Raw genomic sequence first — 26580 nt, 5'->3', positions numbered from 1 at the left:
CGTCGCTCCTCCTCACAGTGCCTGCCCGCGGCGGCGGCCGGAACCCCCCGTACACACGTGCCGTTCCGCGCCCTGGACGCACGCGTATGCGGGGGCGCGTCTCGGCCATGTCCGGGACGGGGCGGTACCGCTTCGCTGGAGGCATGACGGAAACACGGAACAGCGGTCTCGTGCTGTGCGCGGCCACGATCACCATGGGCCTGAGCGCCGGGGTCTTCTACATCTTCGCGTGTGCCGTGATGCCCGCCCTGGCGCGCAGCGACGACCGGACGTACGTCGAGGTCATGCGGAACATCAACACGGTCATCCAGAACCCGGTGTTCTTCCTGGGCTTCCTGGGTGCGCCGGCGCTGACGGGGCTGGCGGCGTGGCAGTCGCGGCGAACGCCGTCCCGCCGATGGGTCTGGGCGGCCCTGGCCGCGTACGTCCTCGTCCTCTTCGTCACGGTGGCGTTCAGCATCCCCCTGAACAACGCCCTTGCGGCGAAGGGCGACCCGTCGGCTCTGCGGGAGCGCTTCGAGGGGCCCTGGGTGGCGTGGAACGCCGTACGGGCGGTGGCCGCGACGGTGGGCGTGGGGTGCCTGACGCGGGCGCTGACCCGGGTACGGGCGACGGCCCGGCCACGGACGGATCCCGGCCCGGCCGGCCGAGGGTGATCCGCCGCTCCCCTGCACGGGCTCGCGTCATGCGGCCACCCGCCGTTCCCGCCCGGAGGATCCGGCCACCCGGATCACACCTCCGAGTACTTCGCGTCCGCCGCCGGGTCCAACGCCAGCCGGTACCCCCGCTTCACCACCGTCTGGATCAGCTTCGGCGCCCCGAGAGCCGTACGCAGGCGGGCCATCGCCGTCTCCACCGCGTGTTCGTCGCGGCCGGCCCCCGGCAGGGCCCGCAGCAGTTCGGCCCGGGCCACCACCCACCCCGGCCGCCGTGCCAGCGCCCGCAGCAGCGACATCCCCGCCGGGGGCACCGGCTTCAGCTCGCCGTCCACCAGCACGGCGTGCCCCCGGATCTCCACTCGGTACCCGGCGACCGGCAACGCCCTGGCCCGGCCCGGCAGTTCCCGGCAGAGCAGTTGCACGAGCGGTCCGAGCCGATACCGCTCCGGCTGTACGGTGTCCACCCCGCGTACCTGCAGCGGCAGCGCGGTGGCGGGTCCGACGCACGCGGGCAGCACGTCATGGCCGAGGGCCGTCAGCAGCTCGCCGAGCAGCCCCCGCTCCTCCGCCCGGCTGAGCAGGGAGGCCGCGGCGGGCGCGCTGGTGAAGGTGATGGCGTCGAGACCCCGCGAGACGGCCGCGTCCAGCAGCCGGTCGAGCGGGTTGATGTCCTCCGGCGGCATCCACCGGTACACCGGCACCGGCACGACCTCCGCTCCCCCGGCCCGGAGCGCCTCCACGAAGCCCGGCAGCGGCTCCCCGTGCAGCTGTACGGCGATCCGGCGCCCGTCGACACCCTCCGCCAGCAGCCGGTCGAGCACCTCGGCCATGGACTCGCTGGACGGCGACCACTCCTCGGTCAGCCCGGCGGCCCGGACCGCCCCCTTGACCTTGGGTCCGCGCGCCAGCAACTCGACGTCCCCCAGCCGCCCGAGCAGCTGCTCACCGAGCCCCCACCCCTCCGCGGCCTCCACCCAGCCCCGGAAGCCGATGGCGGTGGTGGCCACGACGACATCCGGCGCCTGATCGATGATCTCCTTGGTCGCGGCGAGCAGTTCGCCGTCGTCGGCGAGCGGCACGATCCGCAGGGCGGGCGCGTGCAGCACGACGGCACCGCGCCGCTGGAGCAGCGCGCCCAGCTCGTCGGCGCGGCGGGCGGCGGTGACGCCCACGGTGAACCCGGCAAGGGGTCCGCTTTCGGTGTGCTGCAGTTCGTCGTACATGGCTCTCCTAGCTGGCCCGCATACCGACGGAGCCTGTCAACGTCGCGTGACAGGCTCGGTTCGGCTTCGTGTCGCCAGTGTTACGTCACACTTCGGCGTAGCTGAGCTGCGACTTCGTGTCGGCCGCGGTTTCGGCCTGGGCCTGCCGGGCCGGGCGGCGAAGGTATACGGCCCAGGTCACGGCGAAACAGGCGCCGTAGAAGGCGAGGAAGGCGACGAACGCGCCGGTGCCGGAACCGTAGGACAGGAAGGACTGCCGGAAGGCGAGGTTGATGCCGACGCCGCCGAGCGCGCCGACGGCTCCGATGAGGCCCATGGAGGCGCCGGACAGCCGCCGGCCGTAGCGGACGGCCTCTTCGCCCTCCAACCCCCTGGCCAAGGCCTTCGCCTGGAAGATGCCGGGGATCATCTTGTACGTCGAGCCGTTGCCGAGCCCGCTCAGGACGAACAGCACCACGAAGACGGGCACGAACAGCGGCAGCGACTTCTGCATGCTGGCGACGACGAGGACGGCGGTGGCGGCGGCCATGCCGACGTAGTTCCACAGGGTGATGCGGGCACCGCCGTACCGGTCGGCGAGCCATCCGCCCACGGGCCGGATGAGGGAGCCGAGCAGCGGCCCGACGAAGGTGAGGTACGCGGCCTGCAGCGGGGTCCGCCCGAACTGGTTCGTCAGCACCTGCCCGAAGGCGAAGCTGTAGCCGATGAACGACCCGAACGTGCCGATGTAGAGGAAGGCCATGATCCAGGTGTGGGCGTCCTTCGCGGCGTCCTTCGCCGCCCCGGTGTCGTTCTTCACGGCGGCCAGGTTGTCCATGAACAGCGCGGCGAGCGCGGCGGCGACGACGATCAGCGGGATGTAGATGCCGAGCAGTACGCGCGGCCCGCCGCCCGCCCCGATGATCGCGAGGGCGATCAGCTGGATGACCGGCACGCCGATGTTCCCGCCGCCGGCGTTGAGCCCGAGCGCCCACCCCTTCCTCCGCAGCGGGAAGAAGGCGTTGATGTTGGTCATGGAGGAGGCGAAGTTGCCGCCGCCGATGCCGGCCAGCAGGCCGATGAGCAGGAAGGTGGAGTAGGACGTGCCCGGCTTCATCACGAGGAACGCCGCGGTGGTGGGGATGAGGAGGAGGCCGGCCGAGATGACGGTCCAGTTCCGGCCACCGAAGATCGCCACGGCGAACGTGTACGGGACCCGGACGACGGCGCCGACCAGCGTGACGACCGACGTCAGCAGGAACTTGTCGGCCGGAGTCAGGCCGTACTCCGGGCCCATGAAGAGCACCAGCACGGACCACATGGTCCAGATCGAGAACCCGATGTGCTCGGAGAGGACGGAGAAGAACAGGTTCCGCCGGGCGATCTTCTCCCCCGTAGCCTTCCAGAATCCCTCGTCCTCCGGATCCCAGTGCTCGATCCAGCGGCCGCTACGACGGGTTGGGACTGGGGCTGTCATGACGCGCCTCCACGGTGCTCCGGGTGCTCGGTCTTCTCAAAGAGGGACTGAACCCGAAGGTAGGGAAGGCGCGTTTCCTGCCTGTGGCTGGGAGTGACCGGAAGGGAACGTTGCTCTCACTCACGGCCCGGGCGGCCGGTGAGGGAAGCGCGGAAGGCGCTCCTACGCCGTCCTGCGCCGGCCCCCCTCCCGCTTCGCCCCGTTCGGCCACAGCCTCGGGCTCCGCTTGGCCGCGATGTCCTCGATCCAGCCGAAGCCCAGGATGGTCACCCCGATCAGGGGCCAGACCAGGAAGAACATCCACAGCATGTAGCTGGAGTCGAGCGCGGCGACCGCGCGGTCGCTCTGCATGAAGGGAAGGTTGTACGCCTGGTCGATCAGCGGGACCGTGGCCATGATCAGCATGTTGTGCCACAGGTAGATCGTGACGGCACGGTTGTTGGAGAGCGTGACCAGCCTGTCCCAGCGGGCCAGCCGCCCGGGCAGTTCCCGCCAGGACGGGGAGTACTGGAGCAGGATGACGACGAAGCCGAACGACCAGCAGGCCTGGGCGAGCGGGATGTCGTTGAGGTCCCAGCCGTCGGGGCCCAGGTGGCCCGAGGCCCACCACAGGCCGAAGGCCATCAGCAGGGTCGAGACGGAGACCGCGACATAACGGGGGATCTTCGCCAGCAGGCCCTCGTGGTGGGCGAAACCCAGGACCCAGCAGCCGCCGTAGACCGCGAAGTCCGTGACCGCGTTGCCCGTCTCGCCGGGGATCGTGACGATGCCCGTGCCGACGACCGCGGTGAGGCCGAGGGGGGCCAGCAGCGTCGGCCAGGGGAAGCGGCGGAAGGCCCACAGCAGCAACGGGGAGGCGACCACGAACCACAGGTACGCGCGCAGGTACCACAGCGGGCCCACCGCCTGAACGGCCCAGGTGTCCTCCAGCAGGCCCGACTGGGAGCCGATGTGCCAGGGGAAGGGCGGGGCGCCGACCGGGATGACGTAGTCGATCAGCTTGATCAGGCCCCAGGTGCCGCCGTTGTCCGGGTCTTCCACCGGGTTCCAGCCACCCGCCAGCATCAGCGTCAGCGCCACCGCGCTGAATGCCCAGAGAGGGGGCAGCAGCCTACGCACCCTGCTCTTGATGACGCTGAGCGAGGGGCGGTTCAGGGAGCGTGCCATCAACGAGCCCGCCAGCGCGAACATCACGCCCATGGACGGGAACAGCACCGTCAGCCAGGCCCAGCCGAACAGGTGGTACACCACCACGCGGACCAGGGCGATCGAGCGCAGGAGGTCCAGGTAGCGGTCGCGGCCCGGCTTCTTCGGGGCCGGTGCGGGCGCCGGGGCCGGCTCCGCGACCCGCTGCTGCGGGATGCCGTACGACGGCGTCGACTCCGGGGTCCCGGTCGTGTATCCGTGGGTCATGCCACGGGCCTCCGATCACTGCTGGTCCGGCGACTGCGCTGGGTCGGCACCGGGCCTCCGGGTGCCTCCACGACACCCGTGCGCCGGAGCTTCTGCCAGCGCAGTCGGCCGCCGGTGAGTGCCGTGATCCAGGACTGGAGCAGCACGACGTACATGAGTTGGCGGTAGAGGATCTGCTGCAGGGGCAGCGAGACGAGATGGGTCATGCGCTCCTTGTCCAGGCGGAAGGCGTAGGCCGCGCAGACCGCCTGGACGGCGAGGACGCCGAGCCAGGCGACGATCGTCTTCTGCGTCGGGCCGAACACGACGCCGTAGAGCAGGAACACGTCGATCAGCGGGGCCAGCAGCGGGGCCAGCACCATGAACAGGGAGACGAGCGGCAGGCCCACGCGGCCGAAGCGGCCCGAGGGGCCCCGCTCCACCACGGCACGCCGGTGCTTCCAGATCGCCTGCATGGTGCCGTACGACCACCGGTAGCGCTGGGACCACAGCTGCTGGACCGACTCGGGCGCCTCGGTCCAGGCCCGTGCCTTCTCGGCGTACACCACACGCCAGCCGTCCCGGTGCATCGCCATCGTGATGTCGGTGTCCTCGGCGAGGGTGTCCTCGCTCATACCGCCGACCCGTTCGAGGGCGGACCTCCTAAACGCCCCGACCGCACCCGGGATCGTGGGCATGCAGCGCAGGATGTCGTACATCCGGCGGTCGAGGTTGAAGCCCATCACGTACTCGATGTGCTGCCAGGCACCGATGAGGGAATCCCGGTTGCCGACCTTCGCGTTGCCGGCGACGGCTCCGACGCGCGGGTCACCGAAGGGTTGGACGAGTTCACGGACGGTGGCCGGTTCGAAGACCGTGTCACCGTCCATCATCACGATGATGTCGTAACGGGCGTTCGCCATACCTCGGTTGAGCGCGGCCGGCTTGCCCGCGTTCAGCTGCCGCACGACCCGGACGTTGGGCAGGCCCATCGCCTCCACGATCCGCGCCGTGCCGTCACTCGAGCCGTCGTCGATGACGATCACCTCGATGGGGTGCTCGCTCGCCATCAACGAGCGGACCGTGTTCTCGATGCACTTGCCCTCGTTGTACGCCGGGACCAGCACCGACACCGGTTCGGTCACCGGAGGGCCCCAGCTGAAGCCCTTGCGGCGCACCCGGCGGGCATGGGCGCCGGAGAGCAGGAGCATGAGGACGAAACGGGAGATGACGAGTGCGCCGATCACCGCGAGGCCGACGACCATCACGCTCGTGATGCCGTCCGAGGCCGAGACCAGGAAGATCCAGACCTTGCCCTTCCACAGATTCAGCCCGGTCACCTCGGTGTGCGCGCTGGGCGCGTCCAGGGCCTCGGTGAGGTTGTCGAAGGTGTAGCCCTGCTGCTGGAGCGTCGGCAGGAACTCGTCGAGGGCCTGCACGGTCTGGTGCCGGTCGCCGCCCGAGTCGTGCATCAGGACGATGGCGCCCTTGCCGCCGTGCGGGGTGGCACGGCGGATGATCTCGTCGACGCCCGGCTTCTTCCAGTCCTCGCTGTCGGTGTTGTTGACGACCGTGAGGTAGCCCCGGGTGCCCATGTACTCGGTCACCGGCCAGGACTTGTCGTCCATGGCGTCGGCGAAGGAGGAGTACGGCGGCCGGAAGAGAGAGGTGCGGATGCCGGCGGCGCCGGTGATGGCGAGCTGGTTGGTGGACAGCTCCCAGTCGATGCGCTTCTTGCTCTGGTAGGAGAGGTCGGGGTGGTTGAAGGTGTGCAGGCCGACCTCATGGCCCTCGTCCACCATGCGCTTGACCAGCTCCGGGTAGCGGGAGGACATCGTGCCGGTGACGAAGAAGACGGCGTGCGCGTGGTGCTTCTTCAGCACGTCGAGCACCTTCGGGGTCCAGGTGGGGTCGGGACCGTCGTCGAAGGTGAGGACCAGGCGGTGGTCCGGGATGCGCATGCTGGTGGTGCGGCCGCTGCGGGTGTCGATGACCGGGCCGCCGTCCAGGATCTTCTCCGGCACCTTGTCGGAGGAGGCTTCCGGCTGGATGCGGTGGTCGGCGAGGATCTCGCTGTGGACATAGCCGCGCAGCATCAGCATCGCCACGAGGGCGACGAGGACGAGCAGCGGCAGCAGCAGGCGCATGGGCAGGCGTCGGCGCCGGGAGCCGCCACGGGCTCGGGGTTCGGCAGCGTGACGGCGGGTGCGGGATGCCATCAGAGGTTGTGCTCCGGGGACGGGATGCGGGAGGAGGTGCGGGGGGCCGGCTCCTCGGCGACGGGCGGCGGGGTCTGTTGGCCGTCGGCCACGGGGCGGTTGCTGATACCGGCTTCGCCCGGGGCAGGGGGCCCGGACGGGGCGGTGGGGCCGTCGTCCGGCTTGTCCGGGGTGGTCTCGGCGGTGCTCGCCGGGGCGGAGGGACTGGTGTCCGGGAACGAGCTGCCGCTGCCGCCCTCGCCGGACGTGGGCGCGGCGGCCGTCGGCCGCGCCTCGGCCGGGCCGACCGGGTCGGTGTCGGTGGCGGAGCCTGAGCCGGTGCCCGGCGCCTGAGCGGTGGCGCCGGGCACCGGGGCCGTACCGCCGCTCGCGGACGGCGAGGCGCCCGGCGAGACGCTGCCGGTGGCGGACGGCTCGGCGGAGACCGCGGGCACCGGCGAGGTGTCCACCTGGCTGGCCGGCTTCTCCTCGTTCTGCGGTACGGGAAGCCAGGGTGCGTCCGAGCTGCCGGAGAGCAGGGTGGCGACGATGACCACGGCGTAGACGGCGCAGGCCAGGCCGACGAGCATGCCGAGGCGGCGGAAGGTGCGGCTGCGACGGCCGGACTCGTCGACGAAGACCGGCCCGTCGTCGCGGCCGGTGCCGCGAGGGGCGCCTGCGGCCGGGCTCAGCTGGACGTCGCCGAGCTGGACGGCGTCGAGCTGGATGGTGACCTCGTGCGGGTCGTGGGTGGGGTCACCGGTGACGGCGTCGACGGAGGCCGTCACGGAGGGGGAGGCCGGGGCGGGCTGGTCCCAGGGGTCGCCCAGGGCACCGATGGAGCCCGGGAAGGCCATGGTGGCGGGCGGGGTAAGCCCGCCGGCCGCCGTGGCGGGCAGTACGGCGGTCTGCTCACCGTACGGCGCGGACACCTGGCGGGCGTCCGGTGCCCGGCGGAAGTCCGCGGGCCTGGACCGCGGGAGTACGGCCGTCTCGTCGGCCTCGGGCAGGGCGGCGCGGCCGCCCCGGAGTATCCCGGCCTCCGGGAAGGCCCGGGTGTCCGGATGGGCTCCGGTCTCCGGAAACACCTGGGTGTCGCCTCCGGTAACCCACATGTTCCGAGCCGCGGATGCGATGTCGGTCCATTCCGGTTGGGCGTCTTCTCGCCACTCTTTCACGCGCGCATCCCCCCACGGGACAGTTCTGGGTGCGCATACGACTCCGAGCACCCGTCGATCGAACCAAGCCCCCACCCAGCCCGAGCGCCCCCTTTACCACACCGTGCTCAGGCCATGAATGTAGCGCATGCGGAGGTTCCGTGTTCGCCACGCACCGGCGAGGCGACGCTCATCACATCATCATCGATGGCTGGAATCCATCGGTCGGCCGGCCGGCGTAGCCACTCTTCGGCCCTCGCGATCTCGGCCGCCGCCCTTCGCAGCGCGTCCAACCCGGAGTGGACCAGCCCCTTCCGCCAGACGAGCGACACGGGCGACAGCGGAACGGGATCGACGAGAGGCCGCCTCACCGTCCGGGGCATGGCCGGAAAGTCCACCACGGCCAGCACCGGAGTGCGGGACTTGGCCATGATCCGCTCGAACTCCTCGTCTCCGACCGCCAGCGGAAAGGGCGGGGCGAGCCGGATGCCGTGTCCCTCGAAGAGGTGATGTGCCAGGTCGGTCCACTCCCGGGTGCGCGGATTACCGGCACCGGCGTACACCTCCTCCCCGGCCAGCGCGGCCAGCGGCACCTCCGGCAGGGCGGCCAGGGGGTGGTCCTGGGGCAGGATGACGGCCATCGGCTCGAGGCGCACCGGTTGCTGCTCCAGGCCGGACCGCAGCGCCGGGTCCAGACCGGCGAAACGGCCGAAGGAGACGTCCAGCCGGCCGGCCAGCAGTTCGGCGGCGGCTCCGGTCAGACCGCTCTCGTAACGGGCCATCAGCTCGCAGTCGGGGGCGAGTTCCCGGGCCCGGTGCAGCACCCGGCGACCGGTGACCAGGCCCGGCGTGTTGAGGTCCACGAGCAGCGGGCGGGCCTGCCCGAACGCGGCGAGCAGATCGTCCTGGGCGGCCAGGACCCGCCGGGCGTGCGGCAGCAGGCGCTCGCCGTCGGCGGTCGGCGTCACCTGCCGGGTGGTCCGCACGAACAGCTCCACGCCCAGCTCCCGTTCCAGCCGCCGTACGTCCCGGCTGAGCGACTGCTGGGCGACGTACAGGCGGGCGGCGGCCCGGGTGAAGTGGAGTTCCTCGGCGACGGCGACGAAGGCGCGCAGCAGGCGCGGGTCTATGTGGCTGGGCGCGGACATGACGGCGAACTTACAACACAGGTGCGTCAATCGGCCCCGAGAAGGTGTTGGACCCCGTGATCCACTCCGCGCGACCGTGGAGCCATGCCGCACCAGACCACCGAAGAGCGACGCATACCGGCCTCAGCACCGCGAGGGGCCGGGTACCGCCGCCTGTTCCGCCTCCCCGGCGCCCGTGCCTTCACCACCGGCAACCTCCTCGCCCGTCTCCCCATGGGCATGTTCAGCGTGAGCGCCGTGGTGATGATCGCCGGTTCCCGGGGCTCGTACGCCCTGGCCGGTGCCGTCACCGCGGTCGGTCTCGCCGCGACCGCGCTGGCCGGGCCGTGGATCGCCCGGCTCGTCGACCGGCACGGACAGGCCCGGGTCGCCGTACCGGCCACGCTCGCCTCCGTGCTCGGCAGCCTCGCCCTGCTGCTGTGCGTTCGCTGTGACGCCCCCGACTGGACCCTGTTCGCCGCCTACGCGGCCACCGCGACGACCCCCAACATCGGCGGTCTCTCCCGCGCCCGCTGGGCCCATCTGCTGCGCGAGGACCCGGCCGCGCTGCATGCCGCGAACTCCTTCGAGCAGGCCGCCGACGAGCTGTGCTTCATGCTCGGGCCGGTGCTCGCGTCCTTCCTGACCGGCACCTTCTTCCCGGAGGCGGGCACCCTTGTGGGTGCGGTGCTGCTGCTGTCGGGCATGCTGCTGTTCACCGCGCAGCGGGCGACCGAGCCGCCGGCCCAGGCCCGATCGAAAGCGCCGTCGCCCCTGCGCAGCTCCGGCATCCCGCCGCTGCTGGCCTGCTTCACCGCCACCGGCGCGGTGTTCGGCTCGATGGAGGTCGTCACGATCGCCTACGCCGACGCGCAGGGGCATCGGGCAGCGGCCGGTGTGGTGCTCGCGCTCCAGGCGGCGGGCTCGTGCGCGGCGGGGCTGGTGTACGGGGCGCTGAAGCCGGCCGGCCTCGGCCTGACCCGGTGCCTGGCGGCGATGGCCGCGCTGACGACCCTGCCCTGGCTGTCCGCGCTGCTCACCGGTTCCCTTCCGGCGCTGGCGGGGGCGCTGCTGGTGGCGGGCATGGCGACCGCGCCGACCATGGTGACGGCGATGACCCTGGTGCAGCGGCGCACCCCGGCCGACCGGCTCAACGAGGGCATGAGTCTGGTGGTGACCGGGCTGCTCACCGGCATCGCCTGCGGCTCGGCGGCGGGCGGCTGGGCGGCCGAACACCTCTCCCCCACCGCCGCGTTCACGGTCCCGGCCGCCGCGGCCTGCCTCGCCCTGCTCATCGACGTGACGGCGAGCGGGGTACGCCGGCGCCGGCCGGCCGGCTGACCCCGCCCCGGGCCACCGCCACCGCCGTCACGAGCCGTCGTACGAGAAGAGAAGAGGGTGGGATCGGACCGGCACCGCGGCGGTCCGTGCGACGGCCCTGCGCGAAGTCGGCAGGCGACGGATGCTGCGGATCCGCCAGGAGGGCGTTGCGGGCGGCCGGGCCGTCGACGCGGGCGGCCACGGTGGCGTTGGCGGGTCGTCGAAGACGCCGTCGATCGCGACGCTGCGGATGCACCGGGAGAAGGACCGAGCTTCTTCATGCACGTCTGGGCGCATGGCGAAGGCCCCGCCGCCCGGAAGCGACGGGGCCTTCGCCCACATGGGTTGAGGAGGCTCTGGAGCCTCCCGATCGTGGAGATGGCGGGAATCGAACCCGCGTCCAACGGTGTGGAATCAGGGCTTCTCCGTGTGCAGTTCGCTGTGCTTTTCTCGGCCCCGGCGATCACGCGAACAAGTCGCCGACGGGCTCAGTCACTGTTTGGTTTCCCTCTTCACCCCGTGACCGGGATCGAGGTTTAGTTCCCTAGCTGATGCCAGGATCCGGGTCGGGAACAGCCCCGGGCTGACACTTCGCAAGTCGCTACTTAGGCAGCGAGGGCGAAGGAATCGCGCTTGGTGTTGGCGATTATTTTTTTCGGCCTGTGGTTTACGAGATCATGGCCGCTTCCTCGACACGCTTCCCCTGCTTCGACAGCCGCTGTCGAAACCGATCATCCCCATGTTGATTTCTCAAGGTGCGCACCCGCTGTGAGGTGCAGGTGCCATCGTACGTGACCAACGCAGGTCGGTGCCAGCGTATTCCCCTGAGCTAGGCACGCTGCTTGCGGCGCACCGCGGAGATCGCGCGCTCCGCCTCCCGGCGGTCCTGCTTCTCGCGCAGGGTCTGGCGCTTGTCATACTCCTTCTTGCCCTTGGCGAGCGCGATCTCGATCTTGGCGCGGCCGTCCTTGAAGTACAGGGCGAGGGGCACGATCGTGTGCCCCGTCTCCTGGGACTTGGACTCCAGCTTGTCGATCTCCTCGCGGTGCAGGAGCAGCTTCCGCTTGCGGCGGGCGCTGTGGTTGGTCCAGGTGCCCTGGCTGTACTCGGGGACGTGCACGTTGTGCAGCCACGCCTCGTGACCGTCCAGCTGCACGAAGCCGTCGACCAGCGACGCCCGCCCCTGGCGCAACGACTTCACCTCGGTCCCCATGAGCACCAGACCGGCCTCGTAGGTGTCGATGATGAGGTAGTCGTGCCGCGCCTTCTTGTTCTGCGCGATCAGCTTGCGCCCTTTTTCCTTAGCCATAGTGCCGACCATTTTCGCACCATGGAGGGGGTGCGAGGGAAGCGTATTAAGCGGGCTACGACGGGTCACCGAGGCCGGCGAGCACCGTCTCGGCCCGTCGCGGGGCCCCCGCCCCCGCCTCCAGGTCGGGGGTGATGCCCCGGCCGTCGACCGCGTGTCCGGAAGGCGTGCGGTAGTGGCCGACGGTCAGCTCGGCCACCGAGCCGTCGGGCAGTTCCGTCGGCATCTGGATGGAGCCCTTGCCGAAGGTGCGGGAGCCGATCACCACCGCGCGGCCCCGGTCCTGCAGGGCGCCGGTGAGCAGCTCGGCCGCGCTCATCGTGCCGCCGTCGACCAGGATGACCAGGGGCCGGGTGGTGTCACCGCCGGAGTCGGCGTGCAGGGCGCGCTGGGCGCCCTCGACGTCGTAGGTGGCGACGAGGCCGCCGTCGAGGAAGGTGGAGGCGGCGTCCACGGCCTCGGTGACCAGGCCGCCGGAGTTGCCCCGGAGGTCGAGGACGATCCCGGTATCGGCCGGCGTCTCGCGCAGGACCGCGCGGACGGCGTCGGCGGAGCCCTTGGTGAACGCGGCGACCCTGATGACGGTGGCCCCGCCGGGCAGCCTGCGGACGGTCACGGAGTCGGTGGACAGCCGGGCGCGGTGCAGCTTCTCGGTCCACGCGCGCGTGCCGCGCTCCAGGCCGAGGGTGACCGTCGTACCGGCCGGGGCGGACTTGGCGTCGCCGCGCAGTAAGGAGACCACCTCGGTGACCGGCCGGCCGTCGACCCTGCTGCCGTCGACACTGCGCAGCCGGTCGCCCCTGCGGATCCCGGCGGTGGCCGCGGGCGAGCCGGACTGCACCTTCGTCACCTCGATCCGGCCGTCCCGCTCGCGCCGCGCCCACAGGCCGACGCCGGTGTAACGGCCGTCGAGGGCCTCCTGGAACTCCTCGTACTCGCCCTGGGAGTAGACGGCGCCCCACCGGTCCCCGCTGCGGCTGACCGCACGCTCGGCGGCCTTCACCGGGGACTTGCCGTCGGCCATCGCCTCGGCGGCGGCCCGCTGCACGGTCTCGGGCCGGGTCGCCATGCCCACCGGGCCGGACGCGGTCCTCCGCGCGGGGCGCTCGGACTCGGGGAAGGACCCGGTGGCGGCGCCGGCGACCAGGACGCCGGCGAAGACCAATGTCAGGGTGGCCCCGCGGCGGATGCGACGGGGCTGACAGAACAGGTCACGACCTGACATGGCGGTGAGTCTAGGACAACGCGAAGGGCCGTACGGCCGGTTGCCCGTACGGCCCTCCTTGGTATGCGTCACACCTTCAGGTACTTGCGCAGCGCGAAGAACGCCGCCAGAGAAGGCATCAGCACGCTGGTCGCAAGGATCAGCGGCAGCTTGGTCAACACCGCGTCCCAGCCGACGAAGTTGATCAGCGTGAGCTTGTGGGACAGGGCCATGCCGTGGTCGATCGTGAAGTACCGGCCGATCACGAGGAACACGCAGGCGAGGCTGCCGCCGATGAGACCGGCGACGGCCGCCTCGGCGATGAACGGCGCCTGGATGTAGAAGCCCGAAGCGCCGACCAGGCGCATGATCCCGGTCTCACGCCGACGGCTGAACGCCGAGACGCGCACGGTGTTGACGATCAGCAGCAGTGCGACGAGCAGCATCAGCGCCATCACGCCGAGCGCCGCCCGGTTCATCAGACCGAGCAACTGGAAAAGGTTGTCCAGGATGCCCTTCTGGTCCTGCACCGACTGCACGCCGTCCCGCCCGTTGACCGCGGACGCGATCACCTGGTACTTCTGCGGGTCCTTGAGCTTGATCCGGTACGACTCCTGCATCTGGTCCGGCGTCAGCGAACCGGCCAGCGGGGAGTTGCCGAACTGCTCCTTGTAGTGCTTGTACGCCTGGTCCTGGGACTCGTAGCTGACCTTGTCGACGACCGGCATCTTCCTCAGGTCGGCGAGGATCTGCTTCTTCTGGTCCTCGGTGACCGCGCCCTTGGCGCAGTTGACGTCCGACTCGGCATCGTGCTTGTTGCACAGGAAGATCGAGACGTTGACCTTGTCGTACCAGTAACCCTTCATGGTGCTGACCTGATCGCTCATCAGCAGTGAACCGCCGAAGAGCGCCAGCGACAGGGCTACGGAGACGATGACGGCGAAGGTCATCGTCAGGTTGCGGCGGAGACCGACACCGATCTCCGACAGGACGAACTGGGCGCGCATGGCGTCTGGTCAAGCCTTTCCGTCGTGAACTTGCTTCAGTGCTGGTAGCCGTAGACGCCGCGGGCCTGGTCGCGGACGAGACGGCCCTTCTCCAGCTCGATGACGCGCTTGCGCATCTGGTCCACGATGTTCTGGTCGTGTGTCGCCATGATGACCGTGGTGCCCGTCCGGTTGATGCGGTCGAGCAGCTTCATGATGCCGACGGAGGTCTGCGGGTCGAGGTTGCCGGTGGGTTCGTCGGCGATCAGCAGCTTGGGCCGGTTGACGAAGGCCCGCGCGATGGCCACGCGCTGCTGCTCACCACCGGACAGCTCGCCCGGCATCCGGTCCTCCTTGCCGCCGAGCCCGACGAGATCGAGCACCTGCGGCACGGACTTGCGGATCTCGCCCCGGGACTTGCCGATGACCTCCTGTGCGAAGGCCACGTTCTCCGCGACCGTCTTGTTCGGCAGGAGCCGGAAGTCCTGGAAGACCGTCCCCAGCTGGCGGCGCATCTGCGGCACCTTCCAGTTGGAGAGGCGCGCGAGGTCCTTGCCCAGCACGTGCACCTGGCCGTGGCTGCACCGCTCCTCGCGGAGGACGAGCCGCAGGAAGGTGGACTTCCCGGAGCCGGAGGACCCCACGAGGAAGACGAACTCGCCCTTTTCCACCTCCAAGGAGACATCCCTCAGAGCTGGGCGGGTCTGCTTGGGGTAGACCTTGGAGACGTTGTCGAATCGGATCACGGATGCACCACGGGTCGCCGGGGGTAGATGAGCGTGACCATACGCGAACCGGGTGTGCAAGTGCAGTCGCAGGCTGAGGTTCGACAAGAGTTGTACGTTTTTGTACCGGACTCTGTTCCCGCCCCGCTCTTCCGGGGCCCCGCGCACGGTCCGCGGGAACCTGGCACAGTGGAGGGGGGAACGTTCCCGTTCCCGTGCGCGTTGTATGTGTGATGGCCGGTGCAAGGAGGGCGAGCGCATGACGTACGACCGGTTGGTGTGCGCGAACTGCGCGGCGCCCGTGAGCGAGGGCCGGTGCCCGGTGTGCCGTGCCAACCGCGAGCGGCTGCAGCAGGAGGGCTTCTTCGGGGGCCTGAACCCGATGGCGCTGATCGCGCTGCTGGCTGTGCTGATCGCCGCGGTGGCGCTGCTGGCGCACCAGACCGCATAGACGGACTGCGAGCCCGGAAACGGCGAAAGGGCCCGGAGCCAAGCTCCGGGCCCTTTCGTCTATGGCGTGCGCGCGGCGCGTGACCGTACGGCTACGTTCAGGCGGCCGCGCCGCCCCGGCCGCCGGCCAGACGCGGCAGGACGCGGAAGCCGATACCGCCGGCGATCATCGTCGCGGCACCGATGAGCAGGAACGCGGTCTGACCGGCACCGGTCTCGGCGAGCTCCTTGTCACCGCCCTGGACCGTGGTGTCGGAACCGGTGTCGGTGAGGGCCGAGGTGCCCTCCTCCTGGGAAGAGTTGTTGTTGCCACCGTCGGGCGTGGTGTGGTTGCCACCGGTGCTGCTGGAGCCACCGTCGCTGGAGCCACCGTCGCTGGAGCCACCCGAGGTGCTGGAACCGCCGGCGTTGCCGCCGTTACCGGAGCCGCCGCCCGTGTTGCCACCGTTGCCGGAGCCGCCGTTGCCGGAGCCGCCGCCCGTGTTGCCACCGTTGCCGGAGCCGCCGTTGCCGGAGCCCCCGTTGCCGGAGCCCCCGTTACCGCCCTCGGTGCTGCCCTGGGTCGAGCCCTGGGTGCTGCCCTGGGTGGTGCCCTCGGTCGAGCCCTGGGTGGTGCCCTCGGTCGAGCCCTCGGTGCTGCCCTGGACCGAACCCTCGGTGCCGCCCTCGGTCGAACCCTGGGTGGAACCCTCGGTCGAGCCCTCGGTGCCGCCCTCGGTCGAGCCCTCGGTGCTGCCCTGGACCGAACCCTCGGTGCCGCCCTCGGTCGAACCCTGGGTGGAACCCTCCGTGGTCCCCAGAGAGGTGCCCTCGGTCACACCGACGGTGGCACCCTCGGTGCCACCGGTGGTGCCCTCGGTGTCGCCACCGTCCGTGGTCACGCCGATGCTGATCGGACCCGCCTGGACATCGAGGTCCAGGGCAGAGGCCGCACCAGCGGCGGTCAGCGACGCACCGGCCGCGATCACGGCGCCGGCGGCTATCCGCGCGACCCGGATCCGCGTCTTCTTCGTCATATGGTTGCTACCCCCAGTAGCTGTTCGTCAATGAGGCGGCGCTCGGGGCTTGCCGTGATCGACGGAGGCAGCTGGGTGACGAAATCCGCGTCAACTCGATCCCCCGGTTCACATGCGCCCCTTGAGTACGCATGCCGCGCCTCACCTTTCCGATTTTTCAAAGCAACGTCAAGGCCATTGCGGGCGCAATGTCCACTGAGAGGGCGTTTGCGACGAGTTGAAGCCTGTGAGTGTGATGTAAAACCCAGACAAACGACAACTGCCGCCTCTCGGGCGGCAGTTGTCATGTCGACAAAGTTACTTCTCCTGCTGCTTGCGCCAGCGAATACCGGCCTCGAGGAACCCGTCGATCTCACCGTTGAACACGGCCTCCGGGTTGCCCACCTCGTGCTCGGTGCGCAGGTCCTTGACCATCTGGTACGGATGCAGCACGTACGAACGCATCTGGTTGCCCCAGGAGTTGCCGCCGTCGCCCTTCAGGGCGTCCATCTTGGCCTGCTCCTCCTGCCGGCGCCGCTCCAGCAGCTTGGCCTGCAGCACGTTCATCGCGGTGGCCTTGTTCTGGATCTGCGACCGCTCGTTCTGGCAGGAGACCACGATGCCGGTGGGGAGGTGGGTGATGCGGACCGCGGAGTCGGTCGTGTTGACGCCCTGGCCACCCGGACCGGAGGACCGGTAGACGTCGATGCGCAGCTCGCTCTCGTCGATCTCGACGTGGTCGGACTGCTCGACGACGGGCAGCACCTCGACACCGGCGAAGGAGGTCTGGCGGCGCCCCTGGTTGTCGTAGGGGGAGATGCGCACGAGGCGGTGGGTGCCCTGCTCGACGGAGAGGGTGCCGTAGGCGTACGGCGCCTGGACGGCGAAGGTGGTCGACTTGATGCCGGCCTCTTCCGCGTACGACGTCTCGTAGACCTCGGTCTTGTAGCCGCGCTGCTCGGCCCAGCGCAGGTACATGCGCTGGAGCTTCTCGGCGAAGTCGGCGGCGTCGACACCACCGGCCTCGGCACGGATGTTGACGAGCGCCTCACGGGCGTCGTACTCACCGCTGAGCAGCGTCCGGACCTCCATCTCGTCCAGCGCCTTGCGCACCGCGGTCAGCTCGGACTCGGCCTCGGCACGGGTGTCCGGGTCGTTCTCCTCCTCGGCCATCTCGAAGAGGACCGCGAGATCGTCGATCCGGCCGCGCAGCGCCTCCGCCTTCCTGACCTCGGCCTGGAGGTGGGAGAGCTTGCTGGTGATCTTCTGCGCCTCGTCCGGGTTGTCCCACAGGGACGGCGCGGCCGCCTGCTCCTCGAGCACGGCGACGTCTGCCCTCATCTTGTCGAGGTCCAGGACGGCCTCGATCGACTCCATGGTCGAGGAGAGGGACTTCAGCTCTTCGGATACATCGACGACTGCCACGCATCCAGCGTAACGGCTCCGCCGGGCGGGCAGGGCAGGGTGCGGGGATGCGGGCCGCGGCGGTACCGGGCGGCCGCCGTCCGGCGGACCGGGACGGGTGGGTCGGTGGGTAACCCCGGCTCAGGGGGCGGACGTGCTGTGGGTGTCCTGCGGCGCCTCCGCGTCCCCGTCGGTGGAGGCCAGCCACGCGCCGACGCCCACGACCGCCGCGACGACCACCCCGGCCACGCCCAGCGTGATCCGGCGCCGCCGCACTGCCATCCGGTGCCGGGCCGAGCCCGGCCGGGGCGCACCGGCCGCCCGCGGCACGCGCGCCGTCCCGTGGGCGCCACCCGCCAGCTCGTCCGGCCCCGGCACCCGCATGGAGGTGTGCGTGTCCCGGTTGGAGTCCGGTTTGGCCCCCGGGACCAGGGAGACCGCCCCCCGCCGTCGTACCGGCTCCCCACCGGGCGGAGCCGGCGGCACCGGCTCGTCCGCGGCCTCCTCGGGGAGGTCCGGCTCGTCCACGTCCAGCGGCGGCATCCCGGCCAGCGTCGGCAGCTGCTCGCGCAGCCGCGCCGCCAGCTCCGAGGCACGCAGCCGGGAGGCGGGTGCCTTGGCCAGGCACTGCACGAGCAGCTGCCACAGCTCCTCGGGGATGCCGGGCAGCGGTACGACGGTCTCGGTGACGTGCCGGCGCAGGACCGCACCCGGGTGTCCGCCACCGAAGGGGGTGAAGCCGGCCAGCAGCTCGTACAGGACCGTCGCCAGCGCGTAGATGTCCACGGCGGCCCGCGGGGGCAGGCCCTCGACGATCTCCGGGGCCAGGTAGTCCGGCGTACCGATGATCTTCGTGGCCCGCGTCCGCTTCGGCGAGTCGATCAGCTTGGCGACGCCGAAGTCGGTGAGCAGGGCCGGGTGTGCTCCGCCGGGGCCGAGCGGGCCCTGCATGTCCAGCAGGACGTTCTCGGGCTTGACGTCCCGGTGGACGATCCCGGCGGCGTGGGCCGCCGCCAGCGCGTCGGCGACGTCGGCGACGATCGCCACGGCCGCCTCGGGGGCGAGCCGCCGCTCACGCTCCAGGCGGGTGCGCAGGTCGGTGCCCCGGACCAGGTCCATGACCAGGGCCAGGTCGTTGCCGTCGACGACCAGGTCGCGTACGGAGACGATGCGCGGGTGCTCCAGGCCGAGCAGCGCGGTGCGCTCCTGGACGAAGCGTCCGACGAGCTCCTGGTCGGAGGCGAGGTCCTCGCGCAGCAGCTTGATGGCGATCGGGCCCTCCGGCCCCTCGCCCAGCCACACCGTGCCGGCGCTGCCCCGCCCCAGGATCTGGTTCGCGGTGTACCGGCTGCCGATCTTCCGTGCCAAGACTGCTCCTACAGACGCGTGTTGTCGTTAAAACTACGCGTCCGAGGAGCCAACCTTCACCGCGGAGACGGAAATCACCCGTCAGATGTCGACAAATCCCTAAACCAGCGATCGGGTTTCCGCCGCTTCGCCCGCTCAGTTCCCGTTGCCGGAGGAGCCGCCCAGGTCCTTGACCCAGTGGCCCACCGTGCCGACCCAGTCGGTCAGCTGGTGCCAGTAGCCCTTGCCCTGGCCGACCCAGGTGTGCAGCGGCGTCAGCTCCCAGATCAGCCAGCCGGCCACGACGAGGATGACGATCGTGAACAGGCAGCCCTTGAGGCAGCCGAGCCCGGGGATCTTCATCGGGTTGGCGCTGCGCTGCCGGGGCGCCCGCGGCTCGCGTGCGGGCCGCTGCGGCTGCGGGGCCGGCGGCGCGTACCGCTGCGGCTGCGGGGGCGGGTTGTACTGCTGGGGCTGCTGCTGCGGGTAGCCGTACCCGGCCGGCGGCTGCTGCCGGCCGCGCGGCTGCGGCTGCTGCGGGCGGCCCTGCGGGGCCTGGCGCGGCTGCTGCTGGGGCCGGGCCACCTGCCGCTGGGGCCGGCGGCGCAGCGGGTCCTCGTCCGGGTCGAGGTACTGGATCTGCGTCTGCTCGTTGCGGTCGCGGGCGGCGCGCAGCTGGGTCTGCCAGGGGTGCGGCTGCTCGGGCTGCTGCCCCTGCTGGCCCTGGGGCACCGGCGGCAGGACGGCCGTCGGGTCCGCCGCGCCGGTGTTCGGCAGTACGGCGGTGGGGTCGGCGGCGCCGGCCGGGCCGCCGGTGTGCGGCAGGACGCTGGTCGCGGCGTTCGGGTCGTACGCCCCCGGCGGCGCGTTCGTCGGCAGCACCTGGGTGGGGTCGGCGGCACCGGGCACGCCCGGGACGGCGGTCGGGGCCGGGTCGGGGGCGAGCAGGGCGCCGACGCCCTCGGCGGCGGCGATCTGGGCGGCGTTCGCGTGCACGCCGATGCCCTCGGCGACGACCCGCAGGCCGCGCGCGAGGTTCTCGGCGCTCGGGCGCTCGTCCGGGTTCTTGCGCAGGCAGCGCTCTATGACCGTCCACAGCGGGTCCGGGACGGTGGAGGGGCGGCGCGGCTCGGCGCTCAGGTGCTGGTGCAGGACCTCCAGGGCGGTGCCGCCGGCGAACGGGGGGCGGCCGGTGACCAGCTCGTACAGCAGGATGCCGGCGCCGTAGATGTCGACCGCGGAGGTCTGCGGCCGGCCCTCGGCGGACTCCGGCGCGACGTACGCGGGCGTGCCGACGAACTCGTGGGTACGGGTCAGGCCCGGGGAGTCGGCGAGGCGGGCGATGCCGAAGTCGGTCAGCATCGGGTGCATCTGGCCGTCGTACTGCTGGAGCAGCACGTTGGCCGGCTTCAGGTCGCGGTGGACCACGCCGTCGGCGTGGCTGGCGGCGAGCGCGTCGGCGATCTGGGCCGTCATCAGCGCGGCCGCGACCGGGGTGAAGGGGCCGTTCTCACGCAGGTAGCGGTGCAGGTCGGGGCCGTCGACGAGGTCCATGACCAGTGCCAGCAGATCGCCCTCGACGACCAGGTCACGGACTCGGACGACGTTCGGGTGGGTGAGGCGGAGCAGGACGGAGCGCTCGCGCAGGAAGCGCATCACGATGTCCGGGTCGCTCGCCAGCTCTTCCTTGAGGACCTTGATCGCGACCGTCTCCCCGGGCTGGCCGGGCACGGCCGCCTCGGCGCCCGCGGTCTCGCGCTGGCGGGCACGCCAGACGGTGCCTGTGGCGCCGCGTCCGAGCGGCTCCTCAAGCAGGTACTTGCTGCCGACTGGCCGCACGTCACGCGCTCCCTGCTGCTTGCTGAGGCTTTCTTGCCTGCATTCCGGTGTTCCGACCCACTGTAGTGCCGCGCTTCAGGGCGCTACGCAGGCGTTACCGAGCATGTTCGAAGGAAAGACGCTCCGTCCGGTCTTCTGGTTGCCGGGGGCCGGACGTGACCGATCTCAACTGATCACGGGTACGCCACTGGTCAGGCATTTTTGGGGGCAGAGCCGACCAATCAAGATCACTTGTCACCGGGTGCCGGGCGCATTGTCGGTGGCAGGTGCGAGGATGCCTCCCAGTACTGGCCGACGTGCTCGTGTGGGGTGGGGGGAAGTCCGCGCCCGCGCAGACCCGCGCAGAAGGGACCGCTGACGCCGATGCAGATCCGGCTGACCGTCGTAGACCCGCTGGGCCCGTCCCCGCAGCGGGGCCGCGCCGCGAGCCGCGACGTACTGGTCACGGCGCCCACGGGCACGGATCTGGCCGCGGTCGCGTCGGCACTGGCCGGTGCGGTCACCGGTGAGGCCGGCACCGGCCGCGATGCCGGCAGCTCCTCCCCCGTGGTCCTGTACGCCGGCACCGAGCGCCTGGACCCCCGCCGCTGCACCCTCGGCGAGCCCCCGCTGACCGACGGCGCCGTACTGTCGCTCGGCGGCCCCGCGGCCCCCGAGCCGCACCCCGAGCTGGACGACGCGCCGACCCAGCTGCACGTGGTCGCGGGTCCGGACGCGGGCGGGGTCCATCTGCTGCACGGCGGCCGCATCACCGTGGGCCGCTCCGCCGAGGCCGACGTCCCGCTGGACGACCCCGACGTCTCCCGGCTGCACTGCTCGGTCACGGTCGCCGCCGACGGCCGTGTCTCGGTGGCCGACCTGAACTCCACGAACGGAACGGCCCTCGACGGCACGCGCGTGACCGACCGGCCGGTGCGGTTCCCTGCGGGGGCGCTGCTGAGGATCGGGGAGTCCGCGCTGCGGGTGACTCCGTCCGGAGGGCCGGGGGCGCGGGTCCGGACGGTGGCCGACGGGGAGGGGTGCGTACGGGTTGCCGTCGAGGGCGGGGGTGGGCCTGGTGGTGCGGGTCCGAGTGCGGCTGCCGGTGCGTCGGGGGGCGCGTCGGGGGGCGCCCGGCCTTCGGCCGGGTCCGTGTTCCCACCCGCGCCACCCCTGCGGGAAGCGTCGTCCGCCGGAGCTGCGGCCGGGGGGCCTGGCGTGCCTCGTGCCGGTTCCGGCGCGGGGGCCGGGGCGGCCGGAGACGCACGCGTGGAGTCCGGGCCGGCCGTAGGCGCCGCGGGTTCCTCCAGCTCGTCACCTCCTGCCCACGACCCCGCCGGCTGGGACGCCTACGGCCGCGGCACGGGCGCTCAGTCGCACCGGCCCGGCGAGCCGCCGGCGATACCGGGGCAGGCCGCGGCACCGGGCATCGGGCACCACGGCGGGGACCGGGGGGCGAGCGGTCCGGCCGCCGGCAACCGGAGCAGGGACCGGGAGGCGACCGGTGCGGCCCCCGACGACTGGACCAGGCAGCCAGGGGTGACCGATGCGGCTTCCGGGAACCGCGGCGGGCGGCAGGAGGTGAGCGGTCCGGACTCCGGGAACCGGAGCAGGGAGCCGGGGCCGACCAGTGCGGCCTTCGGCGACTGGAGCTTCGGTGGGGAGACGCATGCGGGGCGTTTCGGGGTCGGTGGGGCGGGCGGGGCGTCCGGAGACCCGTACGCCGGTGAGGCGGACGGCGGCACGCACCGCGGCGAGGACGCTCGCGCGGGCGGCCGTGAAGGCATCCCCCTCAGGCGCACCGACATCCCGCAGAGCGCGCGGCGGCGCGGGCTCGGCGCGTGGGCGCGACGGCTGGCAGGCGGGCGCGCGGAGCAGCCGGCCGGCCGGGGGACGTACGACGGTACGGCGGCGCCCGCCGCCGAGGTACCGGCGCCCGGTTCCCCGCAGCAGCCGGAGACCTGGCCGGACCCGGCCGCGCTGCTGCTGACCGCCCTGGGTCCAGGGCCCCGGCTGTGGGAGCGGGGCCCCGGCCACCCGGAGGCGCTGACCGTACGGCTCGGCACGGCCGACCGGAGCGCGCCGGACGGCTCGGGCCTGCTGCCCGCCGTACCGGTGACGGCGGCGCTGCGCGAGGCGGGGGCCCTCGGCCTGGCCGGTCCGCGTCCCCGGCTGTCCGGGCTGGCCCGCGCGGTGCTGGCCCAGCTCGCCGCGCTGCACTCCCCTGATCTGCTGGAGATCGTGCTGATCAGCGCGGACCACTCCCGTCCGGTGGAAGAGCGCACGGCGGAGTGGTCCTGGCTGGGCTGGCTCCCGCATGTCCGGCCGGGGCACGGCCAGAACTGCCGCCTGCTGCTCGCCTACGACCGCGAACAGGCGGCGGCCCGTACGGAGGAGCTGCTGCGCCGGGTCGATGACCACGCGGCGACGGGCAGAAGCGCGGCCCATCCCGCCTCGGACCGCATAGCGACGCCGTCACCGGTAACCGAGACCACCGGCGCCCCCGCACCGGATCTGCTCCCGGGTGCGGTCACCGCCCCGCAGCCCGCCGCGGCCGGCCGCCGGCCCTCCTGGGCCAGAGACGATGCGGAGATCGGCGTCGGCGGTGGCGGGTTCCCGGGGCCGTACTCCGTCGTCGTCGTGGACGGGGATCCCGGTGGGACCGCTCTGCGGGACGCCGTCGCGCGGCTGGCCGTGGCCGGGCCGCGGGCCGGGATCCATGTGGTGTGTCTCGCCGAGACCGAGCCGGCCTCGCCCGCGTTCCCCGTGGCGCGGGCGTACGAGGCCGCGTGCGCGGTGACGCCGACCTTCCGGCACTGCGGCGCCGTGGCGCTGCTCAGCGGGGATGTCGCCACCGCACTGCATCTGATGCGCGTGGCCCCGAGCGGGCCCGTCGGCGCCGGCACGGTGGCCGCCGTGGACGCCGTCTCCGCCGCCTGGGCGGAGCGGTTCGGGCGGGCGCTGGCGCCCCTGCGTCCGGACGGCCCCGTCGGCGAGCGGCACGCGCGCGTGGCGACGCCGCTGCCGCGGTCGGCGCGGCTGCTGGACGAGTTGGGGCTGGCCCGGGCCACCCCGGCGTCGCTGATGGCACGCTGGGCGGACGCCGCGGACGACACCGAGGCGCTGGGCGGCCGGGCCCGGGCGGTGCTCGGTGCCGGTCCGCGCGGACCGCTCACCGCCGATCTCGTGGCCGACGGTCCGCATCTGCTGATCGAGGGCCCGGCCGGCAGCGGTCGTACCGAGCTGCTGCGGGCCGTGGTCGCCTCGCTGGCCGCCGCCGAGCGGCCGGACCGGCTGGGCGTGGTGCTGATCGACGGCCGGGACGGGGCCGGCACGGGCGCCGGACGCGATGAGGGCCTGCGGGTCTGTACCGACATACCGCATGTCACCACTCACCTCGCCGCCAACGACCCGGTGCGGATGCGGGAGTTCGCGCAGTCGCTGAGCGCCGAGCTGAAGCGGCGGGCCGAGCTGCTGGGCCGGACGGACTTCAACGAGTGGCATACGGGGCGCGCGGTGTCGGGCCGGATCGTCGCCCAGCGCACGCCTCCCACCGGTGACATAGACACGCCGCCCAGCTCCACCCTGCGGCTGCGCCCGGGCGCGGCGGCGCGGCAGCGCACCGAGGCCGCACCGCCGCTGCCCCGGCTCGTGGTCGTCGTCGACGATCTGGACACGCTGGTCTCTCCGCCGCTCGGCTCGCCGGGCCGGCCCGCCGCCGGGTCGGTGATGCGTGCGCTGGAGGCGGTCGCCCGGGACGGCGAGCGGCTCGGTGTGCACCTGGTGGCGGCGGCCGGCACCGGCGGCCGTACGGCGGAGACGGAACCGGCGCGCCGGGCCACCTTGCGGGTCACCCTGGACGCCCCCGAGCCGGGGCCGGACGAGCCGGCGCCGGGGCGTGGACGGCTGGCGTGCGCGGACGGGAGGATCACCGACTTCCAGGGCGGCCGGGTGACGGGCCGCATCCCGCGTACCGCGACCCAGCGGCCCACGGTCGTCCCGCTGGAGTGGCAGCGCATGGGTGACCCGCCGGCCCGCCGGCCCGTGCGGGAACTGGGCAACGGCCCCACCGACCTGGCCCTGCTGGCGAGCGCGGTGGAGCGCGCGGCCCGGCAGGTCTCGGCGGCGGAAGTGCCCTCCCTTCTCTGATCTCCCGCTTTCTCGCCGCTCCGGTGGACGATCTCTGGCTTCCTACCGCTCCGATCGGAACCTGGACGCATACACTCCCGGTCACGAGCCGGTCACGATGAGCGGGTTGACACCGCAGGCGCTCTTGCCCGCGCTGAGCGGCCCGGCGTACACCGGACGGCACGGGACAGAGTTTCTGACCTTCGACGACGTTCAAAAGAAGAACGACGAACGGGGAAGTGATGCACAGCAGGAGCAGCACGATCCGGACACACAGGGCCGTCACCACACTCGCCGCACTGCTCACGGGAGCGCTCGCGCTCAGCGCCTGCTCCAGCGGCGACAAGGACAAGAAGGACAACGGGGACCACAGCGGTGGAGTCACCGGCTCCACCGTCACCCTGCCGAAGCTCAACGGCGCGCATCTGGAGATCGCCGCCGTCTGGACCGGTCAGGAGCAGAAGAACTTCAAGCAGGTCCTCGCGGAGTTCGAGAAGCGCACCGGCGCGAAGGTCACCTTCGTGCCCGCCCAGGACCCGATCATCAACTTCCTCGGTTCGAAGATCGCGGGCGGCCAGCCGCCGGACGTGGCGCTGCTTCCGCAGCCGGGCGCCATCAGGCAGGCCGTGCAGAAGAAGTGGGCCAAGCCCCTCGGGCCGGAGGCCCTGAAGGAACTGCAGAAGAACTACTCACAGGGCTGGCAGGACATCGGCAAGGTCGACGGCAAGCAGTACGGCGTCTACTACAAGGCCGCCAACAAGTCGCTGATCTGGTACAACGCCGAGGTCTTCGAGAACGCGGGCGCCAAGGAGCCCAAGACCTGGCAGGACCTGCTGACCGCGTCGCAGGCGGTGTACGACTCCGGTGTCACCCCGTTCTCGGTGGCCGGCGCGGACGGCTGGCCGCTGACCGACTGGTTCGAGAACGTCTATCTGTCCCAGGCGGGCCCGGAGAAGTACGACCAGCTCGCCCAGCACAAGATCAAGTGGACCGATCCGTCGGTGAAGCAGGCGCTGACCACGCTGGCCCAGCTGTGGGGCAAGAAGGAGTACCTGGCCGGTGGCCAGAACGGCGCGCTGCAGACGGAGTTCACCAACTCGGTCACCCAGACCTTCACCGGTGGCGCCCAGCCGAAGTCCGCGATGGTCTACGAGGGCGACTTCGTGCAGGTCAACATCGCTGAGACCAAGGCGAAGGTGGGCACGGACGCGAAGGTGTTCCCGTTCCCGGCGGTCGGCTCGGCCGCGCCCGTGGTGTCCGGCGGTGACGCGGCGGTGATCCTGAAGGACTCCAAGGCGGCGCAGGCCCTGGTCACCTTCCTCGCCTCCCCGGACGCGGCGACGATCCAGGCGAAGCTCGGCGGCTACCTCTCGCCGAACAGGAGCGTGCCGGTCTCGGTGTACCCGAACGCGGTCCAGCAGAAGATCGCCAAGGCGCTGATCGCGTCCGGTGACGACTTCCGCTTCGACATGTCCGACCAGGCCCCGCAGGCCTTCGGTGGCACCCCGGGCAAGGGCGAGTGGAAGGATCTGCAGGACTTCCTGAGGAACCCCAAGGACGTCGCGGGTGCCCAGGCGCGGCTGGAGAAGGACGCGGCGGCCGCGTACGGAAGCGGGAGCTGATCCGGCCATGGCGTCGGCAGCGGCGGCCGGGGCCCCACCGGGCCCCGCCGCGCCTCGCAG

19 protein-coding genes and 1 other RNA gene are annotated in these 26580 nt (G+C 71.8%); 5 read left to right on the top strand and 15 right to left on the bottom strand.

Translation table 11 applies throughout. The annotated features are described in order from the left end of the window. Positions 1-143 precede the first annotated feature (143 nt). A complete protein-coding gene (locus tag ABZ079_RS22585; RefSeq protein WP_356941233.1) occupies positions 144-656 on the top strand; it encodes an anthrone oxygenase family protein in 513 nt (170 codons plus the stop codon). Between the two features lie 74 nt (positions 657-730). Here the strand turns inward: ABZ079_RS22585 and ABZ079_RS22580 are convergent, their stop codons facing one another. The 6 genes from ABZ079_RS22580 to ABZ079_RS22555 form a co-directional block, all read right to left on the bottom strand. Beyond that, a complete protein-coding gene (locus ABZ079_RS22580) occupies positions 731-1882 on the bottom strand; it encodes a uroporphyrinogen-III synthase (protein ID WP_356941232.1) in 1152 nt (383 codons plus the stop codon). A gap of 85 nt (positions 1883-1967) precedes the next feature. Further along, positions 1968-3338, bottom strand: coding sequence for a nitrate/nitrite transporter (locus ABZ079_RS22575; protein WP_356941231.1), 1371 nt, complete (start codon positions 3336-3338; stop codon positions 1968-1970). 162 nt (positions 3339-3500) lie between these two features. Continuing rightward, positions 3501-4751, bottom strand: coding sequence for an acyltransferase (locus tag ABZ079_RS22570; protein WP_356941230.1), 1251 nt, complete (start codon positions 4749-4751; stop codon positions 3501-3503). Further along, positions 4748-6949: a glycosyltransferase gene (locus ABZ079_RS22565; RefSeq protein ID WP_356941229.1), complete on the bottom strand. Its 2202-nt coding sequence runs from the start codon at positions 6947-6949 to the stop codon at positions 4748-4750. Before ABZ079_RS22565 ends, ABZ079_RS22570 begins: the two co-directional genes overlap by 4 nt. Continuing rightward, on the bottom strand, positions 6949-8043 hold the full coding sequence (locus ABZ079_RS22560; RefSeq protein WP_356941228.1) for a hypothetical protein: 1095 nt from the start codon (positions 8041-8043) through the stop codon (positions 6949-6951). The genes ABZ079_RS22565 and ABZ079_RS22560 overlap by 1 nt, the downstream gene beginning before the upstream one ends. Before the next feature lie 170 nt (positions 8044-8213). Then, positions 8214-9233, bottom strand: a complete 1020-nt coding sequence (locus ABZ079_RS22555) for a LysR family transcriptional regulator (protein ID WP_356941227.1) — start codon at positions 9231-9233, stop codon at positions 8214-8216. 84 nt (positions 9234-9317) lie between these two features. On the opposite strand from ABZ079_RS22555, the gene ABZ079_RS22550 reads away from it, so the two are divergent. Beyond that, positions 9318-10553, top strand: a complete 1236-nt coding sequence (locus ABZ079_RS22550; protein WP_356941226.1) for an MFS transporter — start codon at positions 9318-9320, stop codon at positions 10551-10553. Positions 10554-10902: 349 nt separating this feature from the next. On the opposite strand, the gene ssrA is transcribed toward ABZ079_RS22550, so the two are convergent. The 5 genes from ssrA to ftsE all read right to left on the bottom strand — a co-directional run bounded on the left by ssrA (position 10903) and on the right by ftsE (position 14777). Continuing rightward, positions 10903-11271, bottom strand: a transfer-messenger RNA (tmRNA) gene (gene ssrA, locus ABZ079_RS22545). Positions 11272-11361: 90 nt separating this feature from the next. Then, positions 11362-11841 carry an SsrA-binding protein SmpB gene (smpB, locus tag ABZ079_RS22540; RefSeq protein WP_356941225.1) on the bottom strand — a complete coding sequence of 160 codons (480 nt, stop codon included), beginning with the start codon at positions 11839-11841 and terminating at the stop codon, positions 11362-11364. Between the two features lie 55 nt (positions 11842-11896). Further along, the gene (locus ABZ079_RS22535) at positions 11897-13066 is read right to left on the bottom strand and encodes a S41 family peptidase (protein WP_356941224.1); all 1170 of its coding nucleotides are present in this window, start codon (positions 13064-13066) and stop codon (positions 11897-11899) included. A gap of 68 nt (positions 13067-13134) precedes the next feature. Continuing rightward, on the bottom strand, positions 13135-14052 hold the full coding sequence (gene ftsX, locus ABZ079_RS22530) for a permease-like cell division protein FtsX (protein WP_356941223.1): 918 nt from the start codon (positions 14050-14052) through the stop codon (positions 13135-13137). Between the two features lie 35 nt (positions 14053-14087). Further along, on the bottom strand, positions 14088-14777 hold the full coding sequence (gene ftsE / locus ABZ079_RS22525) for a cell division ATP-binding protein FtsE (RefSeq protein WP_031159396.1): 690 nt from the start codon (positions 14775-14777) through the stop codon (positions 14088-14090). Between the two features lie 238 nt (positions 14778-15015). Between ftsE and ABZ079_RS22520 the strand changes: the two genes are divergently transcribed. After that, positions 15016-15207 (top strand): hypothetical protein, encoded by a 192-nt coding sequence (locus ABZ079_RS22520; RefSeq protein ID WP_356941222.1) that lies wholly within the window; start codon positions 15016-15018, stop codon positions 15205-15207. Between the two features lie 97 nt (positions 15208-15304). Here the strand turns inward: ABZ079_RS22520 and ABZ079_RS22515 are convergent, their stop codons facing one another. From ABZ079_RS22515 to ABZ079_RS22500, 4 genes are all read right to left on the bottom strand, one after another. Continuing rightward, a complete protein-coding gene (locus tag ABZ079_RS22515) occupies positions 15305-16222 on the bottom strand; it encodes a hypothetical protein (RefSeq protein WP_356941221.1) in 918 nt (305 codons plus the stop codon). A gap of 297 nt (positions 16223-16519) precedes the next feature. Next, positions 16520-17626, bottom strand: coding sequence for a peptide chain release factor 2 (gene prfB, locus ABZ079_RS22510; RefSeq protein WP_356941220.1), 1107 nt, complete (start codon positions 17624-17626; stop codon positions 16520-16522). Positions 17627-17746: 120 nt separating this feature from the next. Then, complete coding sequence (locus ABZ079_RS22505) at positions 17747-18973, bottom strand: serine/threonine-protein kinase (protein WP_356941219.1); 1227 nt, start codon at positions 18971-18973, stop codon at positions 17747-17749. Positions 18974-19108: 135 nt separating this feature from the next. Next, entirely contained in the window at positions 19109-20791 is a 1683-nt protein-coding gene (locus ABZ079_RS22500) for a serine/threonine-protein kinase (RefSeq protein ID WP_356941218.1), read from the bottom strand. Positions 20792-21154: 363 nt separating this feature from the next. Here ABZ079_RS22500 and ABZ079_RS22495 point away from each other — a divergent pair, with 363 nt between their 5' ends. Next, a complete protein-coding gene (locus ABZ079_RS22495) occupies positions 21155-24919 on the top strand; it encodes an FHA domain-containing protein (RefSeq protein ID WP_356941217.1) in 3765 nt (1254 codons plus the stop codon). Positions 24920-25140: 221 nt separating this feature from the next. Continuing rightward, a complete protein-coding gene (locus ABZ079_RS22490) occupies positions 25141-26520 on the top strand; it encodes an ABC transporter substrate-binding protein (RefSeq protein WP_356941216.1) in 1380 nt (459 codons plus the stop codon). The last annotated feature ends 60 nt before the right edge of the window (positions 26521-26580 follow it).

This window comes from Streptomyces sp. NPDC006314 (assembly GCF_040613075.1).
Classification (GTDB): Bacteria; Actinomycetota; Actinomycetes; order Streptomycetales; family Streptomycetaceae; genus Streptomyces.
This window is presented reverse-complemented; position numbering and strand designations above follow the sequence as displayed.